Origin of the sequence: Paenibacillus sp. FSL H7-0716, from assembly GCF_038002705.1 — a bacterium.
GTDB lineage: Bacteria > Bacillota > Bacilli > Paenibacillales > Paenibacillaceae > Paenibacillus_AQ > Paenibacillus_AQ odorifer.
In genome coordinates, this window is sequence record NZ_JBBODA010000006.1 from 272,156 (window position 1) to 295,684 (window position 23,529).

Sequence of the window (23,529 nt, forward strand, 5' to 3'; positions counted from 1 at the left end):
CAATAGATGGTGTCAAGAAATTCAGCAACAATTTTTATAGAAATTATACACAGCAGAACACTCATGCCACACCTATGAGTAGGTATGACATGAGCACACTACCATGATTGCTAATTTATTCAGCAGGAACCGTCTCTAATGTTTCAAGTTCGCTTTCTGCATTTGGATCACTTAGCTTAACGTTACGGTAACGGTTCATCCCAGTACCTGCAGGAATCAACTTACCGATAATAACATTTTCTTTAAGTCCAAGCAACTTATCTACTTTACCTTTGATAGCAGCGTCTGTTAGGACACGAGTAGTTTCTTGGAATGATGCAGCTGACAAGAAGGAATCAGTCTCAAGAGACGCCTTGGTAATACCGAGCAAGACTGGTTTAGCAACAGCAGGCTCTTTACCAGACAAGATTGCTTCCTTGTTAGCACCTTCGTACTCATGAATATCCGCAAATGCACCCGGCAACAGACTTGTGTCACCTGCGTCAATGATACGGATCTTCCGAAGCATTTGCTTGATCATAACTTCAATGTGCTTATCATTGATCTCAACGCCTTGGTTACGGTATACACGCTGTACTTCTTGCAGAATGTAGTTTTGTACCCCACGGATCCCTTTGATACGCAGCATTTCTTTAGGGTCAATCGAACCGTCTGTCAGCTCATCGCCGGCTTCGATTTCTTGACCTTCGCTAACACGTAGACGCGAACCATAAGTAATGGAATAAGTCTTGGATTCTGCTTCACCTTGAACCTCTATTTCGCGACGGTCTTTGGTTTCACGGATTTCCTTGATTACGCCATCGATCTCACTGATTGTAGCTTGACCTTTAGGGTTACGAGCTTCAAACAACTCCTGAATACGCGGCAAACCTTGAGTGATGTCATCACCGGCAACACCGCCGGTATGGAACGTACGCATTGTAAGCTGGGTTCCTGGTTCACCGATAGATTGTGCGGCAATAATACCAACTGCTTCACCAATCTCAACGTGTTTACCAGTTGCCAAGTTACGTCCGTAACATTTCTTACAAACCCCATGACGGGCACGGCAGCTCAGTACAGAACGAATTTGCAGCTTAGTTACACCTGCGTTTACAATTGCCTCCGCTTTATCGGAGTCAATCAAATCATTACGGTGAACAATGATTTCGCCTGTTTCTGGGTGACGAACAGTTTCGAAGCAGTAACGACCTTCAATACGGTCATACAGATCTTCGATAACCTCTTTACCATCCTGAATACGACTAACTGTGAAGCCTTTATCGGTTCCACAATCTTCTTCACGGACAATAACGTCCTGGGCAACGTCAACAAGACGACGAGTCAGATACCCTGAGTCCGCGGTACGAAGTGCGGTATCGGCAAGACCTTTACGCGCTCCGTGAGTGGAGATAAAGTACTCCAAGACGGTAAGACCTTCACGGAAGTTTGCCTTGATTGGCAATTCGAAAATCCGACCTGAAGGTGTTGCCATCAGACCACGCATACCACCCAACTGAGTGATCTGCGATTTGTTACCACGCGCTTTAGAGTCGACCATGAGCATGATAGAGTTGAAACGGTCCATCGACTTAAGCAGGATGTTCGTAAGATCATCCTTAGTCTTCGACCAGATCTCAATAACACGGTCATACCGTTCGTCATTGGTGATCAAACCACGGCGATATTGGTTAGCAACCACATCAACCTTAGCTTCAGACTCTTTCAGGATCGTAACTTTCTCCTCAGGGACAATAACGTCCGACACGGCAACTGTAACACCAGAACGTGTGGAGTAAGTGAATCCGAGTTGTTTAATTTTATCCAAAATCATAGAAGTTTTGGTTGTGTGATAAGTTTCAAAACAACGAGCAATAATCAGACCCAGATATTCTTTACCTACAGCACTGGCTTCTGGAGCGGATTCAATCAACTCGCGAATGTTCGCGCCTTTTTCGTAGATAAAATATTTCTCAGGTGTGCCGTGCAGCAAGTTAGTTTTGGTTGCTTCGTTGATATAAGGGAAACTACTTGGGTAGATTTCATTAAAAATGATCTTACCGACCGTAGTAATCAACATTGCATTTTGTTGTTCTTCCGTAAAGCATGTTTTGCCAAGTGCTTTAGCCGGAATAGCAACACGAGCATGAAGTCCTGCAGTTCCGCGTTGGTAAGCTGATACAGCTTCGTTAACGGTACGCAGAATCATACCACTACCCTTTTCTTCCTTGTTATCCATGGTCAAGTAGAAAGTACCAAGGACCATATCCTGGGAAGGTGTTACAACTGGCTTACCGTCTTTAGGATTCAAGATATTACCAGATGCAAGCATGAGAATGCGTGCTTCCGCTTGAGCTTCTGCAGACAGAGGAACGTGCACCGCCATTTGGTCACCGTCAAAGTCGGCATTGTACGCCGTACATACGAGTGGGTGAAGACGAATAGCGTGACCTTCCACCAAGATCGGTTCAAATGCTTGAATACCGAGACGGTGAAGTGTTGGTGCGCGGTTTAGAAGTACTGGGTGTTCTCTAATTACTTCTTCGAGTACATCCCAAACTTCAGGACTTACGCGTTCAACTTTACGTTTCGCGCTCTTTATGTTGTGGGCAAGGCCCTTATTAACCAATTCTTTCATAACAAAAGGTTTGAACAATTCTAACGCCATTTTCTTAGGAAGTCCGCATTGATACATCTTGAGGTACGGTCCTACTACGATAACGGAACGTCCAGAGTAGTCAACCCGTTTACCGAGCAAGTTCTGGCGGAAACGTCCTTGTTTACCTTTCAGCATATGGCTGAGCGATTTAAGCGGACGGTTACCAGGACCGGTTACCGGACGTCCCCGACGGCCGTTATCGATGAGAGCATCGACAGCTTCCTGGAGCATCCGTTTTTCGTTCTGCACGATAATGTCAGGAGCACCGAGATCAAGCAGTCTTTTCAGACGGTTGTTCCGGTTAATAACACGGCGATAGAGATCATTCAAGTCGGACGTAGCAAAACGGCCACCATCCAATTGAACCATCGGACGAAGCTCCGGAGGAATAACCGGAAGAACATCCATGATCATCCAATCAGGCTTGTTGCCGGAGTTACGGAATGCTTCAATGACTTCCAGACGTTTGATCGCCCGGTTACGGCGTTGGCCTTGGGCCGTACGCAGTTCTTCTTTGAGGAATTCCAGCTCTTTATCGATGTCGATATCTTGAAGAAGCTTTTTAACAGCTTCAGCACCCATGCCGGCTTGGAAACCGTAACCGTATTTTTCACGGTAGCTACGATATTCTTTCTCGGACAGAAGTTGTTTCTTTTCCAGTGGAGTTTCACCTGGATCCGTTACAACATAAGATGCGAAATAGATAATTTCTTCAAGTGATCTTGGAGACATATCTAGTGCAAGCCCCATGCGGCTTGGGATACCTTTGAAATACCAGATATGAGATACCGGAGCAGCCAATTCAATGTGACCCATACGTTCACGACGAACTTTAGCACGGGTAACCTCAACGCCACAACGGTCGCAGACTACGCCCTTATAACGGACACGTTTGTATTTACCGCAATGACATTCCCAGTCTTTTTGTGGTCCAAAGATACGCTCACAGAAAAGACCCTCTTTTTCCGGTTTCAATGTACGATAGTTAATGGTTTCCGGTTTCTTAACTTCTCCGCGGGACCATGAACGAATCTTCTCCGGAGAAGCGAGTCCGATTTTCATAAATTCAAAATTGTTAACGTCCAACAAGGAGCAACCCTCCTTAACCTAATCCTGATTTAGTACCGCTTTGCCCTCTTCTGACTGTTACATCAAAAGAGGGCGTGCGGTCCTTTATAAAATGGAACTTTTAAGCTCCAGCTTGATTATTCTACTCCGACTTCTGAACCTTCTAAATTGAGGCTTAGTTTGTCGCCTGACGTCTCGTCCTCATCGTCCAATTCTCTCATTTCAATTTCCTGCTCGTCACCGCTAAGAATCTTAACATCCATACCCAGGGACTGCAGTTCTTTGATCAATACCTTGAACGACTCAGGAACACCTGGTTCCGGTACATTTTCACCTTTGACAATGGATTCGTACGTCTTCACGCGACCAACCACGTCATCGGATTTCACGGTCAAAATTTCTTGCAATGTATATGCAGCACCGTAAGCTTCAAGCGCCCACACTTCCATCTCCCCGAAACGCTGTCCACCAAATTGAGCTTTACCACCCAATGGTTGTTGCGTAACTAGTGAGTAAGGTCCTGTTGAACGGGCGTGAATCTTATCATCAACCATGTGCGCCAGTTTGATCATGTGCATGACACCAACAGTAACTTCACGTTCGAAGCGTTCACCTGTACGACCATCATACAGTACGGTTTTACCATTACGCTGCATACCTGCTTCTTCCATCGTATCAAACACGTCGTACTCACGCGCTCCGTCAAATACCGGCGTTGCAATGTGAATTCCCAGACGCAATGCGGCCATACCAATATGGACCTCAAGCACCTGTCCGATGTTCATACGAGAAGGAACGCCTAGAGGGTTAAGAACAACCTGTACTGGCGTACCGTCCGGAAGGAACGGCATATCTTCTTCTGGCAGGATACGGGCAACGACACCCTTGTTACCGTGACGTCCGGCCATCTTGTCACCCTCAGAGATCTTACGTTTCTGAGCGATGTAGACACGAACCAATTGATTTACACCCGGAGGCAGCTCATCGCCGTTCTCACGTGTAAAAACTTTAACGTCCACGATAATACCATCACTACCATGAGGAACGCGTAAAGAGGTATCCCGTACTTCACGAGCTTTCTCACCAAAGATAGCGTGCAGGAGACGTTCTTCTGCTGTCAGTTCAGTTACACCCTTAGGAGTAACCTTACCCACCAGAATGTCACCAGCGCTGATTTCCGCACCGATGCGGATGATTCCGCGCTCATCAAGATTGCGCAGAGCTTCTTCGCCGACGTTCGGAATATCGCGCGTAATTTCTTCAGGTCCCAGTTTAGTGTCACGAGCTTCAGATTCGTATTCTTCGATATGAATCGAAGTATATACATCTTCCTTAACCAGCTTTTCACTTAACAGGATCGCATCCTCGTAGTTGTAACCTTCCCAAGTCATGAACGCAACGACTACGTTACGGCCAAGAGCAAGTTCGCCCATTTCTGTGGAAGGACCGTCTGCCAGGATATCACCTTTCTTAACAATGTCCCCTCTTTTAGCTAGAGGACGTTGGTTAATACAGGTACCTTGGTTAGAACGCATAAATTTGTGTAATTTATATTTAACGATATCGCCTTTAACTTCCTTGCCTTCGACAGTCTCAACGCGACGCAGCCAAATTTCATTAGCTGAAGAACGTTCGATAATACCGTCATACTTGGAAACGATACATACGCCAGAATCCTTAGCGGATTTATGTTCCATCCCTGTTCCGACCAGCGGAGCTTTTGGAATTAGAAGCGGAACGGCTTGACGTTGCATGTTAGATCCCATCAGTGCGCGGTTGGAGTCATCGTTCTCAAGGAACGGAATGAGCGCCGTAGCGACAGATACAACCTGTTTAGGCGAAACATCCATGTAATCGACACGATTACTTGGCATCGTTGTAATGTTGTCTGAGTCTTTGTTGTAACGAACGATTACCATATCTTCTTTAAAGGTGCCATCTTCTTCGATCAACACGTTAGCCTGAGCAACTACATAATTATCTTCCTCATCAGCAGTCAGATAGTCAATTTGCTCAGTCACCTTACCAGTCTTCGGATCCACCCAACGATACGGAGCTTCAATAAAGCCGTATTCATTGATGCGGGCAAAGGTGGACAAGGAGTTGATCAACCCGATGTTTGGACCTTCCGGCGTTTCAATTGGACACATCCGACCGTAGTGACTGTGATGGACGTCACGAACTTCAAAGCCCGCGCGTTCACGTGTCAAACCACCAGGTCCGAGAGCGGACAGACGACGTTTATGCGTAAGTTCCGCAAGTGGGTTCGTCTGATCCATAAATTGAGACAGCTGGGAGCTACCGAAGAACTCTTTAATAGACGCGATGACCGGACGAATATTGATCAGAGCCTGAGGCGTAATCGCATTAGCATCCTGAATCGACATTCTTTCACGTACAACACGTTCCATCCGGGACAAACCGATACGGAACTGATTCTGCAAGAGTTCACCTACAGAACGCAAACGACGGTTACCCAAGTGGTCGATATCATCGGTATTGCCAATTCCGTGAAGCAAATTAATAAAGTAGCTGATTGAGGATATAATATCAGCTTGAGTAATATGCTTAACAGATTTGTCGATGTTGCCGTTAGCAATCAGCTTGATAACCCGGCCTTCTTCAATTGGCGAGAACACGTCAATTGTTTGAAGAGGAATATCTTCGCTGTCCATAACTCCGCCAGTAACACGGTAGTTTTTAAAGGCAACATTCTTTTCGAAATATGGAATCAATTCATCAAGCAGTCTACGATCGACCATTTGGCCGGATTCTGCCAGGATTTCTCCAGTAGAGTCGTCAACCAAAGGCTGAGCAAGACGTTGATTGAAAAGACGGTTCTTAATGTGTAGCTTTTTATTGATTTTGTAACGGCCTACATTAGCTAGGTCGTAGCGTTTTGGATCAAAGAAACGCGCAACCAGCAAACTTTTGGCATTGTCTAGTGTCGGCGGTTCGCCCGGACGCAAACGCTCATAAATTTCAATAAGCGCCTTCTCCGTGGAGTCCGTGTTGTCTTTATCCAGCGTATTGCGAATATATTCATCATTGCCAAGCAATTCCAGAATTTCGGCATCACTACCGAAACCGAGAGCACGCAAAAGTACGGTAACAGGAATTTTACGAGTCCGATCGATACGAACATACATAATGTCCTTAGCGTCGGTTTCAAGTTCCAACCAGGCTCCGCGGTTCGGGATTACTGTGGCGGTGTAGGTTTTTTTGCCGTTCTTATCCACTTTTGTGCTGAAATAGACGCTTGGAGAGCGAACCAACTGGCTGACAATAACCCGTTCCGCACCATTAATAATAAAAGTGCCGGTCTCCGTCATCAGCGGGAAATCTCCCATGAACACTTCCTGCTCTTTAACCTCACCGGTCTCTTTATTAATGAGCCGCACCTTTACACGCAGAGGAGCCGCATACGTTACGTCCCGCTCTTTAGCGTCGTCAACCGTATATTTCGGTTCACCCAGGCTGTAATCAATGAACTCTAGTACCAAATTACCTGTGAAATCCTGGATCGGCGAGATGTCCTGAAACATTTCCCGCAATCCTTCCTCCAAAAACCAATCATAAGATTTTTGTTGGATCTCGATCAGGTTCGGGACCTCGAGTACCTCGTTAATTCTCGCATAGCTCCGCCGAGTGCGTCGACCATACTGAACAAGATGTCCTGCCAACTTTACTCACCCCTCATGTCTACTCACTTAAAAATTGATTGCGAACCCTTGTTTGGAACCGTATAATGGAACCATACTACAAGGATTCAGTCATAAATAAAAGAAAAGCCCTTATCGAAATCTTCGAAAAAAGAGCGCATTTATCCATGACCAAAATACTCCTTATCAAGTAGATTTGCCCAAAACGTACATATTATACGTCACCAAGCAATAGTTCATGCGCTATTATCTATTATCACGCAGCATTTGCTACGTTAGAGCATAGACAACCAACTCGCAAAAACTTGCCGTGCGGCATGCGCTAGCCGGGCGACAATATATTGCTTGACATTTCAGCAAACTAAAGACATGGAGCCTATCTTAATACTGACATTTTATAATAATACCATTATCACTATCACATGTCAATAACCTATTGTATTTTATTTTTGCGCTTTAATAATACGATAGCCTTTGTCTTTCCCCACTTCTTCCACCATTGAGAACAAGCTTTCTAGTTTTGCCACTGCGGATGGAGCACCCTGCTTCTTCTGAATCACAATCCACAGATAGCCACCCTCATTTAAATGTTCATACGCATCTTCAAAAATCTTATGCACTACAGCTTTTCCTGCACGAATCGGAGGATTAGTTAGAATCACATCGAACTTCTGCTGCTCATTCAATGCGCCGAGCACATCGCTTTCCATTATCGTAACATTCCGGATTCCATTGTGCTGAGCATTCTCACGCGCCAGTTCTACCGCACGACTGTTAATATCAATCATGGTTACATGTCCTTTGGGAGCTAGGTATGCTGCACTTATGCCAATAGGCCCATAACCACAACCTACATCAAGCACCGCTGAACCGTCCGGAATTATCATAGCTTCAATAAGAACTCGGCTACCGTAATCGATGTCTCCTTTAGAGAATACACCGGCATCGCTCGTAAAACGAAAGCTTTTGCCTCTTAGTACGGTATCAATGCTACGTCTGTCATGACGTACATCCGGCTGCTGCGAATAATAATGTTGCGACATCTCTTTCCTCCCTTTCCTATTATGTTAGCAGTTGGTGTATACGCCCTACTAACTCTATTTATAAAACAAACCCCTTGAACAAGTTCAAGGGGTTTTCAGTAATAGAAGGAATTACTTCACTTCTACAGCTGCGCCTGCTTCTTCCAATTTTGCTTTAGTAGCTTCGGCTTCGTCTTTGCTTACTTTTTCTTTGATTGCTTTTGGTGCGTTGTCTACAAGATCTTTAGCTTCTTTCAAGCCAAGACCAGTGATTTCGCGAACGATTTTGATAACGTTGATTTTGGAAGCGCCAGCGCCTGTCAAAATTACGTCAAATTCGGATTGCTCTTCAGCTACTGCTGCTACCGCACCGCCAGCTGCTACTGGAGCTGCTGCAGTTACGCCGAATTCTTCTTCAATTGCTTTAACCAGGTCGTTCAGTTCCAATACGCTCATGCCTTTAATTGCTTCCAAGATTGCTTCTTTACTCATGATTGAACCTCCATTTTATATTTAAATTTATTTGTGGTATTGATTATGCTGCAAGAGTCAAAGGCTTACGCGCTTTGTTCTTCTTTTTCAGCAACAGCTTTAACTGCAAGCGCGAAGTTGCGCATTGGAGCTTGAAGTACGCTAAGCAGCATGGACAGCAAACCATCGCGGGATGGAAGCTCAGCCAGTGCTTTCAGTTGTTCCGCGTCAATGACACGACCTTCAACTACGCCGCCTTTCAATTTCAAAGCGTCGTTTTTCTTGGCGAAATCGTTCAAAATTTTAGCTGGTGCTACTGCATCAGTTGTGCTGAATGCGATAGCTGTTGGACCAGTCAAAACTTCATCCAATTCACTCAACTCAGCCGCAGCAGTTGCGCGACGTAGCAATGTGTTCTTCAGGACTTGAAACTCAACGCCAGCTTCACGAAGTTGCTTACGCAGTTCAGTCACTTGGGAAACGTTCAATCCACGGTAGTCAGCTACAACAGTCGAAAGACTGTTTTGCAGTTTTGCAGTAACGACGTCAACCGCGTCTTGTTTTGCTTGAATTACTTTTGCATTTGCCAATGTATACACCTCCTGAAAATTTATGTGTCGGCGTTCTTTCCAAGGAAAGCTTCACCGCTCCTACGCAGGCAGTAGAAAAGCCTCCGCAGAATCACGAAGGCTTGATAAAACGAAAGTTATACGAGCAAGCTCGTTACTTCTTGTTTCTATCACAACACCTCGGTAGGAAATTAAGCACTAAGGCACCTACTGTCTACGGTAAGCATATTCAAGGTTAAGATTGATACCTTAAGTTTCACAACTGTTATAGATTATCAAAATTGACTCAAAGAGTCAACCCTTAACTATCTGAAGACGGTTGTGTTCACACGAGCGCTAGGTCCCATTGTGGAAGAAATCGAGATGCCTTTAAGGTATACACCTTTAGCAGCAGCTGGTTTCGCACGGTTCAAAGCGTCGATAAGAGCTTTAAGGTTATCGTTCAATTGTGCAGCATCAAAGGACACTTTGCCGATTGGCGCGTGAATTTGACCTGCTTTGTCGAGACGGTATTCGATTTTACCGGCTTTGATTTCTTGCACAGCCTTGGAAACATCGAATGTAACTGTGCCAGCTTTAGGGTTAGGCATAAGACCTTTACCACCAAGCAGACGACCCAGTTTACCGACTTCACTCATCATATCAGGTGTAGCTACGCAGACATCAAATTCAAACCAGCCTTGTTGAATTTTGTTGATCATGTCTTGATCACCAACAAAATCAGCGCCAGCAGCTTCTGCCTCTTTCGCTTTTTCACCTTTTGCAAATACAAGCACGCGTTGTGTTTTACCAGTGCCGTGAGGCAGGACAACAACACCACGAACTGCTTGGTCTTGTTTACGCGGGTCTACACCCAGACGAACTGCTGCTTCAACGGTTTCGTCGAACTTAGCAGTCGCTGCCTTTTTCACAAGCTCTACAGCTTCTGAAGGCTCGTAAGTTGCTTCGCTGTTGATCAGCTTAGCAGCTTCTTGGTATTTCTTACCATGTTTAGCCATGAAAATGTTCCTCCTTTGTGGTGTTAGCGGAAATTCCTCCCACATACTTGCGGGTCACGAATGACCGATTCTTCGAAAACTACTAGTCTTCGATTGTGATACCCATACTGCGAGCAGTACCTTCAACCATACGCATTGCAGCTTCAACAGTTGCAGCGTTAAGGTCAGGCATTTTTGTTTCAGCAATTTCACGTACCGCAGCGCGGCCGATTTTTGCTACTTTTTTCTTGTTTGGTTCGCCGGATCCTTTTTCTACTTTAGCAGCGATGCGAAGCAGAACAGCAGCCGGAGGAGTTTTAGTGATGAAAGTAAAGGAACGGTCTTCAAATACTGTAATTTCAACCGGAATGATCAAGCCAGCCTGGTCGGCAGTACGAGCATTAAATTCCTTACAGAATGCCATGATGTTGACACCTGCTTGACCTAACGCCGGACCTACTGGAGGCGCTGGATTCGCTTTCCCTGCAGGAATCTGCAGTTTCACCATTTTAATAACTTTTTTAGCCATGAGTGACACCTCCTTGCAAAAATAGTGGTCTTCGAACGCCAATAGCGCTCTCCCACAAGAAACCCTAGCTTATGTTATATTTTCTCCACTTGAGTGAAATCCAACTCTAGCGGGGTTTCCCGTCCAAACATGTTAACATGCACTTTGATCTTGCTCTTGTCAGCCAAAATTTCTTCCACGGAGCCCACAAAATTCGCAAACGGACCAACCATAATACGTACGGATTCCTTGATTTCGAAATCAATCTTCGCTTTAGGTTCAACCATGCCCATATGCTTCAGAATTTGTTCTACCTCTTCCGGAAGCAAAGCTGTTGGTTTAGACCCTGAGCCTGTCGAACCAACAAATCCAGTAACGCCCGGAGTATTGCGGACAACATACCAGGAATCATCAGTCTGAACCATTTCCACCAAAACATATCCGGGGTAAACTTTACGCATAACGGTTTTTTTCTTACCGTCTTTGTTTACGATTTCTTCTTCCATAGGAACAAGAACGCGGAATATTTTGTCTTCCATGCCCATGGACTCAACGCGCTTCTCCAAATTGGCTTTGACCTTATTCTCATACCCAGAATAGGTATGAACGACATACCATCTTTTTTCCATATCAAGCCACCTGGGACCTCTCTAAATAATCGCTTCAATCACAGCGGAAATACCGATGTCCAGAACCCAGAAGTAAATAGCGACAACTACAATCGTACCGAGAACGATCAATGTATAGTTGGTCAATTCTTTACGACTTGGCCAGCGAACTTTTTTGAGTTCACTCCAGCTCTCAGTGAAAAAGGAAAACATAGACTTGAAACTACGTTTCATGCCGACTACACCTCCACAGACTATCTGGTTTCGCGATGAGGAGTTTGCGAGTTACAATACTTGCAAAATTTCTTCATCTCCATGCGGTCGGGGTGATTTCGCTTGTTTTTGGTAGTCGCATAGTTTCTTTGTTTGCAACTTGTACAAGCCAAAGTGATAATTACCCGCATGATGTGCACCTCCCGAGACGTCCTTCTAATTCACATTAGAAGACGCAAATATTGATCCTAAAAAAAAGCCGCGAATTTAGGCCTACCTAAAACACTTTAGCATAATGTCAAGGTCTGTGTCAACGAAAGAATTCCGTTCTGCACTGGGTAATTCCGGGTTTAGTAGTCATATGGCCGTACCCTGTCTTTGGGTCTATCTCTTCCTCACACTTCGCTGTCTTCCTTACCATTATGGGGTATTCCGTCTGTGTATAAACCTACCTTCAACGGCAACGACTAAAATCGGCTCAAATAGTAATTTATGGTGCAAGCACCTAATTCTATCCGAGTGATTTCAAAAAGACTAAAAAAAAGAACTCGATGTCCGAGCCCTCTCTTGTTCATTATATCATCAATTGTCACGTACTTCTAGATATCTTTCTAATTTCCTTTTTACTCGTTGTAGAGCGTTATCAATAGACTTTACATGCCGCTTAAGATCTTCAGCAATCTCTTGATAGGATCTTCCGTCTAAATACAACATCAGAACCTTGCGCTCCAAGTCACTTAGAATCTCCGCCATCTTATCTTCAAGACCAATGAATTCTTCTTGATTAATAATTAGCTCTTCTGGATCTAGAACCTGTGTTCCACAAATGACATCCATAAGTGTTCTATCAGAATCTTCGTCATAAATGGGCTTGTCCAAGGAAACATAAGAGTTCAGCGGAATATGTTTCTGACGAGTGGCCGTCTTAATAGCCGTTATAATCTGTCGTGTAATGCAGAGCTCAGCAAAAGCCTTGAATGAAGAGAGCTTGTCACCTTTAAAGTCACGAATAGCCTTGTATAGACCAATCATTCCTTCTTGTACAATATCTTCACGGTCTGCCCCGATCAAGAAATAAGAGCGGGCTTTAGCACGTACAAAGTTACGGTATTTATTAATCAAATGTTCTAATGCGCCACTGTCGCCACCACGGAAAGCCTCGACAATATCTTCATCACTTATGAAATCATACTCAGACAGCATTATTTCCTTGAGGTCGACACTCACCAAGAATCCCCCCGGCTGCAACGCAAGACACATCGTTACTTCGCGAAATATAGGATCAGTATATATTATGTTACCTTCCACCGTCAACCGGAGTTTGTCCAAAATCAATCTAGAATAGCATAAATTGGAATAAAATATTTCCTGATTCTTCCTCAATCTCACTGTCTGCGCCATTTTTCCAACTTACTGCGCACATCGGGAGGCAGTTTGTCTTCCAACGAATGACGAGTAGAACTGACACCACCAGGTTCAATAGCTTTTTTTACTTGTTTCTGGTTCTCTTCAATTTCCAGATGCAATTCCCTTGCCGAAATTCGCAATGCACCTTGTGCAAAAATAATATGCTGCTCTATAAAATCACTCGTAGCCACATAGATCTGCCGGCGCCGATTGCTATATTCCCCAACCAGTCGCTCAATGCATTCATCTGCGGTTTCTTTTTCCTTGGTGAAGTACACCTGGACCTTCCCCTGGACAAAAGACCTTCCCAACCCCGGAACACGGTATGCATCAAAAACAGCAATAACTCTTCGTCCAGAGAAAGCCTGGTAATCTGCCAGCAAATCCATCAAGCGGTCGCGTGCTTCCTGCATACCAATCTGGGACAGTGCCACAAGTTCCGGCCAGCCACCGATCATGTTATATCCATCCACAAGCAGCACATCGCGCCAGTCGGCCATAGCTATCCCTGCAGTTGCCGGCGGCGTATCACTTCATACATAATGACTCCTGCGGCGACAGAGGCATTTAATGAATTGATCTTTCCGGCCATCGGCAGCTTAAGAAGTACATCACATTTTTCACGAATCAGGCGTCCCATTCCTTTATTCTCATTGCCGATTACAACAGCTACCGGACCCGTGAAAATGTCGGATTGGTATAGATTCTGATCGGTATCCACGTCTGTTCCTACTACCCAGACTCCCTGCTCTTTTAGACGGTCAATAGTCTGACCCAGGTTTGTAACCCGGGCAACCGGAACATACTCCACAGCACCCGCGGATGTTTTGGACACGGTCGCAGTTATCTGAGCCGAACGGCGTTTAGGTACGATTACCCCATGTACTCCAGTACAATCCGCCGTCCGCAGAATCGAGCCCAGGTTATGAGGATCTTCAATTTCATCAAGCAAAATAAGGAATGCCGGTTCTCCTTTGGCTTCTGCTATAGCTAACAGATCATCCACTTCAACATAGGCAAATGGTGCCGCTTGTGCAACCACCCCTTGATGCTGCACGCCTGGTGCCAGTTGATCCAGCTTACGCTTGTCCACATGCTGAATGACAATTCCCGCTTTCCGGGCTTCGGCAACGATGGGTGCTGTCAGATGCTTCTGGGCTGTCTCTGCGATCCAAATTTTATTTAATGTACGACCAGCGCGAAGCGCTTCAAGCACAGAATGCTTCCCTGCCAATATTTCCTCTTCAGTCTTCAATTCTTCTTCCATGTTCACTTCTCCTATTTTCTATTTCGCCAAAGCCTATCACGGCTGTTTCAACATAAACTGTATACCCTTGTGCACAATTTCTTCTATTCTCTCCTGTTGTCCTGTGTAGTACAAGTGACCAATCAAGCACTCAAAAGCTGTAGCATGACGGTATTCAAGCACATCCGCATTCTTAGGAACACTTCCCGATTTCGCATTTCTCCCCTGACGGGCGACATCCTTCTCCTCTTCCGTGAGACTAGGCTCCAAAAAGTTCAGAATTGCACACTGTGCTTTAGCGGATACCAGCCCTGTAGCAGAACGATGCAAATGGTTCGGACGCAAATTCGGAAGAGATACTAAATACTGGCGAACAGCCACCTCATAGATAGCATCTCCTACATAAGCTAGAACAATAGGCGAAAGTAGTCGCGCAGGTTTGGAAGGCTCATAAGGAAACCATCCGTTATCAAACTTGCGTTCCTCACTCATTTACGACGCCACCGCATTCCCTGTGGAGTATCCTCAAGCAATATGCCCAAGCGGCCTAATTCATCACGGATCTCGTCAGACCGGCTCCAATTCTTATTCTTACGAGCTTCAACCCGCTCGGCGATTAACCGTTCAACTTCTTCACTTGCAATTTCCTCTTCTAGTTCAGGCGTCAAACGCAGCACAGCATTCATTTCGCCAAATGCTTGCAGTAATGCAGCAAAATCAGCAGGAGCAGCCTCGTTATTCGCAAGCGTATGGTTTGCCAGGCTCACCCAATCGAACATAGCCGTGATCGCATCAGGCGTATTAAAGTCATCCTGCATTCTAGCATGGAAATTGGCCACTATAGCCGACAGCTTATCATTAATCTCTGAGTTGACCTCACCTTGAGCACCATCAGCAGCGAGTTCAAGCCGATGTTTAACGTTACTCTCTGCAAGCGTGATCCGTTCAACGCTCTTTTCGGCGGAAGTCATAGATTCCTCTGAGAAATTCAGCGGGTTACGGTAATGGGTCGATAGCATGAAATAGCGGATAGCTCCTGCTTTAAAACGCTCACGGATATCTTTTACAAGCCAGCCATTCCCGAGCGATTTCGACATTTTCTCGTCCCCGATGTTGATGAATCCATTATGCATCCAGTAATTAGAGAGTGGTTTACCAGTCAGAGCTTCGGTCTGAGCGCATTCGCATTCATGATGCGGGAACTGCAAATCTTGTCCACCACCATGGATATCAATCGTATCTCCCAAGAACTCGCGCGCCATAGCCGAGCATTCAATATGCCAGCCGGGACGTCCGTCTCCCCAAGGGCTACTCCAGTGCACTTCACCAGGTTTGGCTGCTTTCCAAAGCACAAAATCCTCCGGTTTTTCCTTACGTGAGTCCACCTCAACACGGATACCAAACTGCAGCTCATCCAAATTCTGACGAGATAATTTACCGTAGTCTTCAAATTTTGAAGTGCGGTAATATACATCGCCGCCGCTTTCGTATGCGTATCCTTTTTCCTCAAGCTCTTTAATAAATCCAATGATCAGCTCCATGCTTTCCGTTACACGGGGATTCAAGGTTGCCGGTTTAACACCAAGCCCTTCCAGATCCTCACGGTAAGCAGCAATGAAAGTTTCCGCTACCTCTGCTACAGTAGTGTTCATTTCTTCGGCTTTGCGAATCAGTTTATCATCGACATCCGTGAAATTCGTAACATAACGCACCTCATTACCTAACTGCTCCAAGTAATTCCGGACCATATCAAAAACAATTATTGGTCTAGCATTTCCGATATGCATATATCCATAAACGGTTGGACCACACACATACATCTTAACTTTGCCCGGCTCCTGGGGCACAAACTGCTCCTTGCTGCGTGTCATTGTGTTATATATTTGTAAAGCCATCCTTATTCCAGCCCTTTCTGTTCTTCCGGATTCCTTAATACCGGGATGCTTAAATTTCATAGTCACCAATATACTGCTGAGCTTCTGCTATCCGCTGTGCGGTTTTTTGTTTATCTTCTGCGCCAAGCTTTTCCCTAATTTCTTCGATTTCTTTCTGCAAAAACCGCAATGAATCGACAAGCGGGTCAGGCATCTTCGTATGATCGAGCCGATCGGATACCCGTTCTCCATTACGTTTTACCACACGACCTGGATTCCCTACTACTGTACTGTTGTTAGGCACTTCACGCAACACAACAGCATTCGAACCTATATTTGAATTGTCACCAATACGAAAAGATCCTAAAACCTTCGCACCGGAACCAATAACTACATTGTTGCCGACCGTGGGATGACGCTTACCTTTTTCTTTTCCTGTTCCTCCAAGCGTAACCCCTTGATAGATTATAACATCATCACCGATTTCGCAGGTTTCTCCAATAACTATCCCCATACCATGGTCGATAAACAGCCTATTTCCGATGACAGCTCCAGGATGGATCTCAACACCAGTCATAAATCTGCTAAACTGCGAAACCATACGGGCCATTGTATACCAGCGGCGTTTGAAAAAAGAGTGGGCGATCCGGTGACCCCAAATGGCGTGCAAGCCGGCATATGTGAAGACAACCTCGAACCAGCTGCGGGCAGCAGGGTCGTTATCAAATACCGCCCGAATGTCCGACTTAATATGCTTAAACATCACGGTTCCTCTCTTCTTAACTTCCTTATCTCCTGTTTACAGGTACACAAGAAAGGTATTGTCTCCAGGCCCATCATCCTTATCATACATATGCTGTGAGCGTTCGCTTGGTTTGTTATCTGAAGAAATATAAGACAAAGAGTATTGACTGAACATTTTTTGCTTATATTTAGACAAAAAACGCCCCTGCAGCATAATGCTGCAGAGACGTTTAACCGCGGTTCCACTCTGCTTGAACGAATCAAATGAGCCGCTATTGTTACAAACGGCAGAATTTCTTCGTTCCACTTGGCATCATTAACGGCGACGTTCCCGGCGCGATCTAATGAGCCTTAAAAAGGTCATTCAACCGTGCAGCTCACAGGCGCATGTTCTGCCCCGGACAAATGAATAACTCCCAGCCCGAAAGGGTGTCCCTTTCTCGGTTATTCTCTCTGGCAATTGTCTTCAATGGACGTACTTCTCCTGATCACAGCTATTATCATATAATTCTATCTTAGCGCAAAAGACAAGATACTGACAAGGGGGTTTTGTCGTATGAAATACGACCTTAAGCGCCCTTAATTTGTGATTTCAAACGTTCTATGACCCGGTTTTTGCCGAGCAAAGCAATGGTTATATTAAGATCACGTCCGTGCGTTTGTCCGGTCAGAGCCACACGAATTGGCATAAAGAGTGCTTTGCCCTTATGACCTGTTTCTTTCTGTACTTCCTTAATCAGAACAGCCATGTTGCTTGCACTGAAATCCTGACAGGCTTCAACCTTAGCCAGAAAAGCAGACAATACCTCAGGAACTTGGCTTTCAGCCAGAACCTGCGCTGCTTCCGTCTCTAACTCTAGGTGACTACGGAAGAACAGTTCCGATAGCGCCACGATGTCAGAAGCTGCAGTCATCTGCTCTTGATACAACGCGACAAGGCTTTCCGCCCATGCTTGTTGCTCTTCATTCAGCTCAGCAGGTATTTTACCCGCTTTTTGCAAATGCGGAATAGCTAGTGCAGAGATCCGTTTAGGATCAGCATGCTTAATATAATGATTATTCAGATGCGCCAGCTTGTTTTTATCAAATACAGCCGGGCTTTTGGACAAACGGTCCGCATCAAAAATAGAAATAAGTTCTTCTTTACTGAAGATCTCTTCTTCTCCCTCTGGAGACCAGCCAAGCAGAGAAATGAAGTTAACCAGGGCCTCAGGCAAGTAACCCAATTCATCATATTGCTCGATAAACTGAATAACGGATTCATCCCGTTTGCTGAGCTTCTTGTGGTTGTCGCCAACAATAAGCGTCATGTGACCAAATAAAGGTGGCTCCCAGCCAAGCGCTTCATAGATCATAAGCTGGCGGGGTGTGTTGGAAATATGGTCTTCTCCACGCAATACGTGGGTAATAGCCATCAGATGATCATCAACAGCTACCGCGAAGTTATAGGTCGGAATTCCGTCCTTCTTCACAATAACAAAGTCACCCATTTCTTTTGTGTCAAAAGAAATACTGCCTTTTACGAGATCATCAAACGCATACGTACGATCTTCTGGCACACGGAAGCGAATGCTAGCCACTCGTCCCTCAGCTTCAAAAGCTAGACGTTGCTCTTCAGTCAGATCACGGTGTTTGCCAGAATAACGAGGGGTTTCTCCGCGGGCAGTCTGTTCTTCACGTTCCGCTTCCAGCTCTTCCTCTGTGCAATAGCAGCGGTAAGCCAAACCTCTGTCCAGCAAATCCTGCCAATGTACACGATATAAGTCAAGACGTTCTGTCTGACGGTAAGGTCCGTACTCTCCGCCAACATCAACGCTCTCATCCCAATCCATACCCAGCCATTTCAAATACTTAAGCTGGCTCTCTTCACCACCAGCGACATTGCGCTTTACGTCTGTATCTTCAATTCTGATAATGAATTTACCGCCTTTATTACGGGCGAACAGATAGTTAAACAGCGCCGTTCTGGCGTTACCTATATGTAAATGTCCCGTAGGGCTCGGTGCGTAACGCACCCGGACTTCATCCGTCATTGTATTCCCTCCGCTTCATATGGTTGAACTTAATTTACTACTTAGACCATCTCAAGATGATATCACATCTTGGAGTAGACAGACAATAGATTGTGCGGCAATTCCTTCGCCGCGTCCGGCAAAACCAAGCTGCTCAGTTGTAGTAGCTTTAACATTCACCTTGGACGGGTCGGCATTAAGCGCACGTGCGATAATCTCGGTCATTTGTGGAATGTACGGAGCCATCTTAGGCTTTTGGGCGATAATTGTTGAATCAATATTTCCCAGCTTATATCCTCGCTCACGAGCAAGTGCCCATACCTCTTCTAATAATTTCAAGCTATCTGCGTCCTTAAAGGCTGGATCTGTATCCGGAAAATGTCTGCCAATATCACCAAGTCCAAGTGCGCCTAGAATCGCGTCACTAACTGCATGCAGCAGCACATCTGCATCGGAATGCCCAAGCAATCCTTTTTCGTAAGGAATCGTAACTCCCCCAATAATACAAGGCCTGCCCTCTACCAGCTGATGCACATCAAATCCTTGTCCTACAGCGATCATGATTGTCCCTCTCCCCTGTTTCTTTCTGTGAATTCTGCATAATCCAAATCGTCAGGTGTCGTAATCTTAATATTTCTGTAGCTTCCCTCAACCACAGAAACCGGAATCCCCGCACGCTCCGCCAAGCTGGAGTCATCGGTGCCCAGAAAGCCATCCCGTTCCGCCGCTGCATAAGCCTCCAGCAAATCAGAAAGACGAAAAGTCTGCGGGGTTTGAATCGCCCACAGACTTCGCCGATCCGGCGTAGACAGTACTTGTCCTTCATTATCCACCTGTTTGATCGTATCCTTGACGGGTACAGCAAGAACCGAAGCACCCATCTGCTTCGCTCGTTCGTAGCAAGCCTCAATTTCATTCGGCTGTACAAACGGACGAACACCATCATGTACCATTACCCACTGTGTCGTAAGTTTCAACAACCCTTTATGTACGGAATGCTGACGCTCAGATCCACCAGTTACTATAGCCTTAACCTTGTCCAGCTTATAGAGCTGTATCCATTCCCGGCAGCGTTCAATATCCTCTTCACCGGTTACGAGCACGATTTCAGAGATCAATTCGTGCTGCTGGAATACCTCCAGCGTATGAACGATAATCGGCTTCCCCTGCAGTAACAAATATTGCTTGCTCTCCGCAGTTCCCATTCGCGTTCCTCTGCCTGCCGCCACAATGACGACGCCCACACTGTTTGACATTAATCTGGCTCCTGTCTTTCACGTATAATCCCATCATAACGTGTTTGGCGGGCATTTCCAACCCATAGGACAGTCCCCATACACTTTATCTTCACTTATTGCGCTTTTTCTAAAAGTTTTGGCTTAGCAAATATCATTCGGCCAGCCGAAGTTTGCAGCACGCTAGTGACCAGAACCTCCATCGTAGTCCCGATATATTCCCGTCCGCCCTCTACAACAATCATCGTTCCATCGTCTAAGTAGGCTACACCTTGCCCATGCTCTTTGCCATCCTTAATGACCTGAACTACGATTTCCTCACCAGGCAGCACTACAGGCTTCACAGCATTCGCCAGATCGTTAATATTCAGAACGGAAACACCCTGCAATTCGCAAACCTTATTTAAGTTGAAATCATTAGTGACTACTTTACCTTGCAGTACCTTCGCTAACTTCACTAACTTACTGTCAACCTCAGAGATTTCTTCAAAATCTCCCTCATAGATCAATACCTTCACATCAAGCTCTTTTTGAATTTTATTGAGAATATCAAGCCCACGCCGTCCCCGGTTCCGCTTCAACAGATCCGAAGAATCAGCAATATGCTGGAGCTCTTCAAGCACGAATTCAGGTATGACAATGGTTCCCTCAATAAATCCCGTCTTACAAATGTCAGCGATTCTTCCATCGATAATAACACTTGTGTCGAGGATTTTATGTTCCTCAAGCCCGCGGCCTTCCGGCTCAGCCGCTTGGCCCCAGCGTCCAGATGTCCAAAGTGCAGCTAGCTCCTCTTTTTTCTCCAAACCGATCCGCAGTCCCAGGTATCCAAAAGCTAACGTTGCCGGCACTTGCAGCAGCTGCCCAGCTTTCCCCAGCCAGATCATTGCAGGATATAACAAGAGAGATAACAGAAGCCCCCCTGTAAGCCCAGCTGCACTTGCAGCTAATTCATTCATTGGAATACGCGAACAGTAGTGAACCGCCTCCCGCAGTTTTGAACCTCCCCATTCCGCGCATAAAGACCCCGCAAACAAAAAAATAATGGCACCCAGCACCGTAAATAAAATGCTTCCTTCTACAGGTAAGCTTTCACCCAGCTTTTCCATCCCCTTGGGGAATCCTCTTTCGAGCGCATGGTATAGCGAAAAACCTGACCAAGCACCACATATTAAGGCAAAAGACAAAATCACTTTTTTCCACATAACCTAACGCACCTCCTTTTTATTCATCCTAAATGGATCTATTCCTCACCAGTATGTTCCAATTTTCAAGACGATAAACTTGGGGTAGCGCTGGAAATGCAAAAAGGCTTTGCCATCCCCCAGGGAAGACAAAACCTTTGGTCATAATTTATTCAGTTACCTTACCTTTATGGGCCGATTAACCATTCTTGGAGTGATACACTTTATCCTCTGAACGGCTACGACGACGATGACGGCGTCTGGCTGTCAACCGATCAATATTTTGCTTAAAGCCGTATAATGCGTAAATTCCAAGTAAGACAAAGATCAGCTTAGCGATTTGCTCTGGGAACACTACAGCTACAGCCACTGCAACAACAATAACCACTGGCGCTCCAACCACCGCTTTTTTCGGCAATCCAATCTTTTTGAAATTAGGATATTTAACAGTGCTGACCATCAAATAGGATAAGAGCAGTGTAGCAACAATCATAAACGGAGCCGAAACATCTTTATTAAAAAGAGCTAATGTGGCCAGTACACCACCTGCAGCAGGAATTGGCAAACCGATAAAATAACCCGGAACCCCCGGACGAACATTAAAACGGGCTAAGCGCAAAGCACCAAACACCGGAAAAATTGCAGTTACTGTCCAGCCTAATGCAGAGTTCAGATCCTGCAGGCTTGAGACGTACAAAATAACGGCCGGTGCGACTCCGAAAGAAACGACATCAGATAAGGAATCCAACTCCTTGCCAAATTCGCTTTCGCATTTTAGAGCGCGAGCTACTCGACCATCTAAGCCGTCTAACAGCATAGCAATAATAACCATGATAGCGGCCATGCTAATCTTACCGTCAAACGCCATCATGATACCAAACATTCCGAGCATCAAATTACCTATCGTAAAAAGACTCGGAATTGATTTTTGTATCATTTCTTCACCTCAATTTTCTAACTTTGGCCTTTAACGTCCCCAATATTACGTGATTGTATGTTATTTACATTTGCCTGTCAATAAGAACTTGCTTCTGTAAACGTTTGAGCCCATCCTGAATATTACGGGCCCGCACCTCCCCAATTCCGTCCACTTCATCCAATTCAGCTATGCTTGCGGACATCAAATTAGGCAGCATTTCAAACCGCTCCACCAGATTGTGAATGATCACATTCGGAAGCCGCGGAATTTTGTTAAGCAGGCGATAACCGCGTGGAGTCACCACTTCTTCAGAGGTAATTGCCGTAGAAGAATAACCCAGTATACGGGCAATATGGTTGTCATCCATCAGATCATCATCGCTTATCCGTTTGAGACCGGCAATAATTTCACGGATTTTATCTTCCTGCTCTTCCTTAGCATAGTCTCTGTATAGAAGCCATGCTTCTTCCTCTGTATTTCCAACCAGTTCTTCCATCTGCATGCTGATCAGGCGTCCTTCGTTGCCCAATTCGTTGATATAGCGTTTGATCTCCATTTTTATGCGCAAAACCATCTCTACACGCTGGATAACACCCACTACTTCAGCAACGGTAACAATGCCCTCATATTCTGAAGCTGACAAATTCGTCAGTCCTTGCGTGAGCACTGCTTTATACTTCTCGAGTGTCTGAATCGCTTGGTTAGCCTTTGCCAAAATAGCTCCGATCTCTTTGAGCGCATAACGTATCGAGCCTTGATATAGCGTGATGATATTGCGGCGTTGTGAAATGGAAACCACCAGCTTACCCGTTTGCTTCGCTACCCGCTCCGCGGTCCGGTGACGGATCCCCGTCTCGATGGATGAGATAGAGGAATCCGGTATAAGTTGTGTATTAGCATACAATATACGCTTTAAATCCTCACTTAGAATAATAGCTCCGTCCATTTTAGCTAGCTCATATAAATAATTGGGCGAAAAATCGCAGTTAATGGAGAATCCGCCATCCACTACGTCCATCACCTCAGGACTGTACCCTACGACAATAAGCGCCCCTGTCTTAGCGCGCAGCACATTCTCCAAACCTTCCCGAAAAGGTGTACCCGGTGCCGCCAGTCTGAGCAGATCATTCATATTCTCTAATTGGTTATATTCTTTCATATCCCTGTGCCCC

23 protein-coding genes and 1 other annotated feature are annotated in these 23,529 nt (G+C 45.5%); all 23 genes read right to left on the reverse strand.

All coding sequences use genetic code 11. The annotated features are described in order from the left end of the window. Positions 1-115: 115 nt before the first annotated feature. The 23 genes from rpoC to disA all read right to left on the reverse strand — a co-directional run bounded on the left by rpoC (position 116) and on the right by disA (position 23,516). Entirely contained in the window at positions 116-3,727 is a 3,612-nt protein-coding gene (rpoC, locus tag MHH60_RS11100; RefSeq protein ID WP_076138440.1) for a DNA-directed RNA polymerase subunit beta', read from the reverse strand. Positions 3,728-3,843: 116 nt separating this feature from the next. Beyond that, complete coding sequence (rpoB, locus tag MHH60_RS11105) at positions 3,844-7,389, reverse strand: DNA-directed RNA polymerase subunit beta (protein ID WP_038573461.1); 3,546 nt, start codon at positions 7,387-7,389, stop codon at positions 3,844-3,846. Positions 7,390-7,811: 422 nt separating this feature from the next. Further along, positions 7,812-8,411, reverse strand: a complete 600-nt coding sequence (locus MHH60_RS11110; RefSeq protein WP_076138439.1) for a class I SAM-dependent methyltransferase — start codon at positions 8,409-8,411, stop codon at positions 7,812-7,814. A gap of 111 nt (positions 8,412-8,522) precedes the next feature. Then, a complete protein-coding gene (gene rplL / locus MHH60_RS11115) occupies positions 8,523-8,882 on the reverse strand; it encodes a 50S ribosomal protein L7/L12 (RefSeq protein ID WP_036680508.1) in 360 nt (119 codons plus the stop codon). A gap of 65 nt (positions 8,883-8,947) precedes the next feature. Next, entirely contained in the window at positions 8,948-9,451 is a 504-nt protein-coding gene (gene rplJ / locus MHH60_RS11120; RefSeq protein WP_076099619.1) for a 50S ribosomal protein L10, read from the reverse strand. A gap of 64 nt (positions 9,452-9,515) precedes the next feature. After that, positions 9,516-9,668 (reverse strand) — a sequence feature (ribosomal protein L10 leader region). A 67-nt stretch (positions 9,669-9,735) separates the two neighbouring features. Next, positions 9,736-10,428, reverse strand: a complete 693-nt coding sequence (rplA, locus tag MHH60_RS11125; RefSeq protein WP_036680504.1) for a 50S ribosomal protein L1 — start codon at positions 10,426-10,428, stop codon at positions 9,736-9,738. A gap of 82 nt (positions 10,429-10,510) precedes the next feature. Continuing rightward, positions 10,511-10,936, reverse strand: coding sequence for a 50S ribosomal protein L11 (gene rplK / locus MHH60_RS11130; RefSeq protein ID WP_036680502.1), 426 nt, complete (start codon positions 10,934-10,936; stop codon positions 10,511-10,513). Between the two features lie 74 nt (positions 10,937-11,010). Next, the gene (gene nusG, locus MHH60_RS11135) at positions 11,011-11,544 is read right to left on the reverse strand and encodes a transcription termination/antitermination protein NusG (protein ID WP_036680499.1); all 534 of its coding nucleotides are present in this window, start codon (positions 11,542-11,544) and stop codon (positions 11,011-11,013) included. Positions 11,545-11,565: 21 nt separating this feature from the next. Then, a complete protein-coding gene (secE, locus tag MHH60_RS11140; protein ID WP_036680497.1) occupies positions 11,566-11,757 on the reverse strand; it encodes a preprotein translocase subunit SecE in 192 nt (63 codons plus the stop codon). 20 nt (positions 11,758-11,777) lie between these two features. After that, entirely contained in the window at positions 11,778-11,927 is a 150-nt protein-coding gene (gene rpmG, locus MHH60_RS11145; RefSeq protein ID WP_076099620.1) for a 50S ribosomal protein L33, read from the reverse strand. Between the two features lie 391 nt (positions 11,928-12,318). After that, on the reverse strand, positions 12,319-12,963 hold the full coding sequence (gene sigH / locus MHH60_RS11150) for an RNA polymerase sporulation sigma factor SigH (RefSeq protein WP_036680496.1): 645 nt from the start codon (positions 12,961-12,963) through the stop codon (positions 12,319-12,321). Positions 12,964-13,121: 158 nt separating this feature from the next. Then, a complete protein-coding gene (locus MHH60_RS11155; protein WP_036680494.1) occupies positions 13,122-13,643 on the reverse strand; it encodes an NYN domain-containing protein in 522 nt (173 codons plus the stop codon). A 2-nt stretch (positions 13,644-13,645) separates the two neighbouring features. Continuing rightward, a complete protein-coding gene (gene rlmB / locus MHH60_RS11160) occupies positions 13,646-14,410 on the reverse strand; it encodes a 23S rRNA (guanosine(2251)-2'-O)-methyltransferase RlmB (RefSeq protein ID WP_036680492.1) in 765 nt (254 codons plus the stop codon). Between the two features lie 36 nt (positions 14,411-14,446). Further along, complete coding sequence (locus tag MHH60_RS11165; RefSeq protein WP_076099622.1) at positions 14,447-14,881, reverse strand: Mini-ribonuclease 3; 435 nt, start codon at positions 14,879-14,881, stop codon at positions 14,447-14,449. Next, a complete protein-coding gene (gene cysS / locus MHH60_RS11170; RefSeq protein ID WP_076099625.1) occupies positions 14,878-16,284 on the reverse strand; it encodes a cysteine--tRNA ligase in 1,407 nt (468 codons plus the stop codon). The genes MHH60_RS11165 and cysS overlap by 4 nt, the downstream gene beginning before the upstream one ends. Before the next feature lie 49 nt (positions 16,285-16,333). After that, on the reverse strand, positions 16,334-17,026 hold the full coding sequence (gene cysE / locus MHH60_RS11175) for a serine O-acetyltransferase (RefSeq protein ID WP_036680489.1): 693 nt from the start codon (positions 17,024-17,026) through the stop codon (positions 16,334-16,336). Positions 17,027-17,062: 36 nt separating this feature from the next. After that, positions 17,063-17,314 carry a hypothetical protein gene (locus MHH60_RS11180; RefSeq protein WP_143766778.1) on the reverse strand — a complete coding sequence of 84 codons (252 nt, stop codon included), beginning with the start codon at positions 17,312-17,314 and terminating at the stop codon, positions 17,063-17,065. A 262-nt stretch (positions 17,315-17,576) separates the two neighbouring features. After that, entirely contained in the window at positions 17,577-19,040 is a 1,464-nt protein-coding gene (gene gltX, locus MHH60_RS11185) for a glutamate--tRNA ligase (protein WP_036680487.1), read from the reverse strand. A 51-nt stretch (positions 19,041-19,091) separates the two neighbouring features. Next, the gene (gene ispF / locus MHH60_RS11190; RefSeq protein ID WP_036680486.1) at positions 19,092-19,580 is read right to left on the reverse strand and encodes a 2-C-methyl-D-erythritol 2,4-cyclodiphosphate synthase; all 489 of its coding nucleotides are present in this window, start codon (positions 19,578-19,580) and stop codon (positions 19,092-19,094) included. Further along, positions 19,577-20,275: a 2-C-methyl-D-erythritol 4-phosphate cytidylyltransferase gene (ispD, locus tag MHH60_RS11195; protein WP_076130021.1), complete on the reverse strand. Its 699-nt coding sequence runs from the start codon at positions 20,273-20,275 to the stop codon at positions 19,577-19,579. The genes ispF and ispD overlap by 4 nt, the downstream gene beginning before the upstream one ends. A gap of 95 nt (positions 20,276-20,370) precedes the next feature. After that, complete coding sequence (locus MHH60_RS11200) at positions 20,371-21,459, reverse strand: PIN/TRAM domain-containing protein (RefSeq protein ID WP_036680481.1); 1,089 nt, start codon at positions 21,457-21,459, stop codon at positions 20,371-20,373. A 178-nt stretch (positions 21,460-21,637) separates the two neighbouring features. Continuing rightward, positions 21,638-22,375 carry a CDP-diacylglycerol--serine O-phosphatidyltransferase gene (gene pssA, locus MHH60_RS11205; protein WP_036680477.1) on the reverse strand — a complete coding sequence of 246 codons (738 nt, stop codon included), beginning with the start codon at positions 22,373-22,375 and terminating at the stop codon, positions 21,638-21,640. Between the two features lie 64 nt (positions 22,376-22,439). Beyond that, the gene (gene disA, locus MHH60_RS11210; protein ID WP_036680475.1) at positions 22,440-23,516 is read right to left on the reverse strand and encodes a DNA integrity scanning diadenylate cyclase DisA; all 1,077 of its coding nucleotides are present in this window, start codon (positions 23,514-23,516) and stop codon (positions 22,440-22,442) included. Positions 23,517-23,529: the final 13 nt, after the last annotated feature.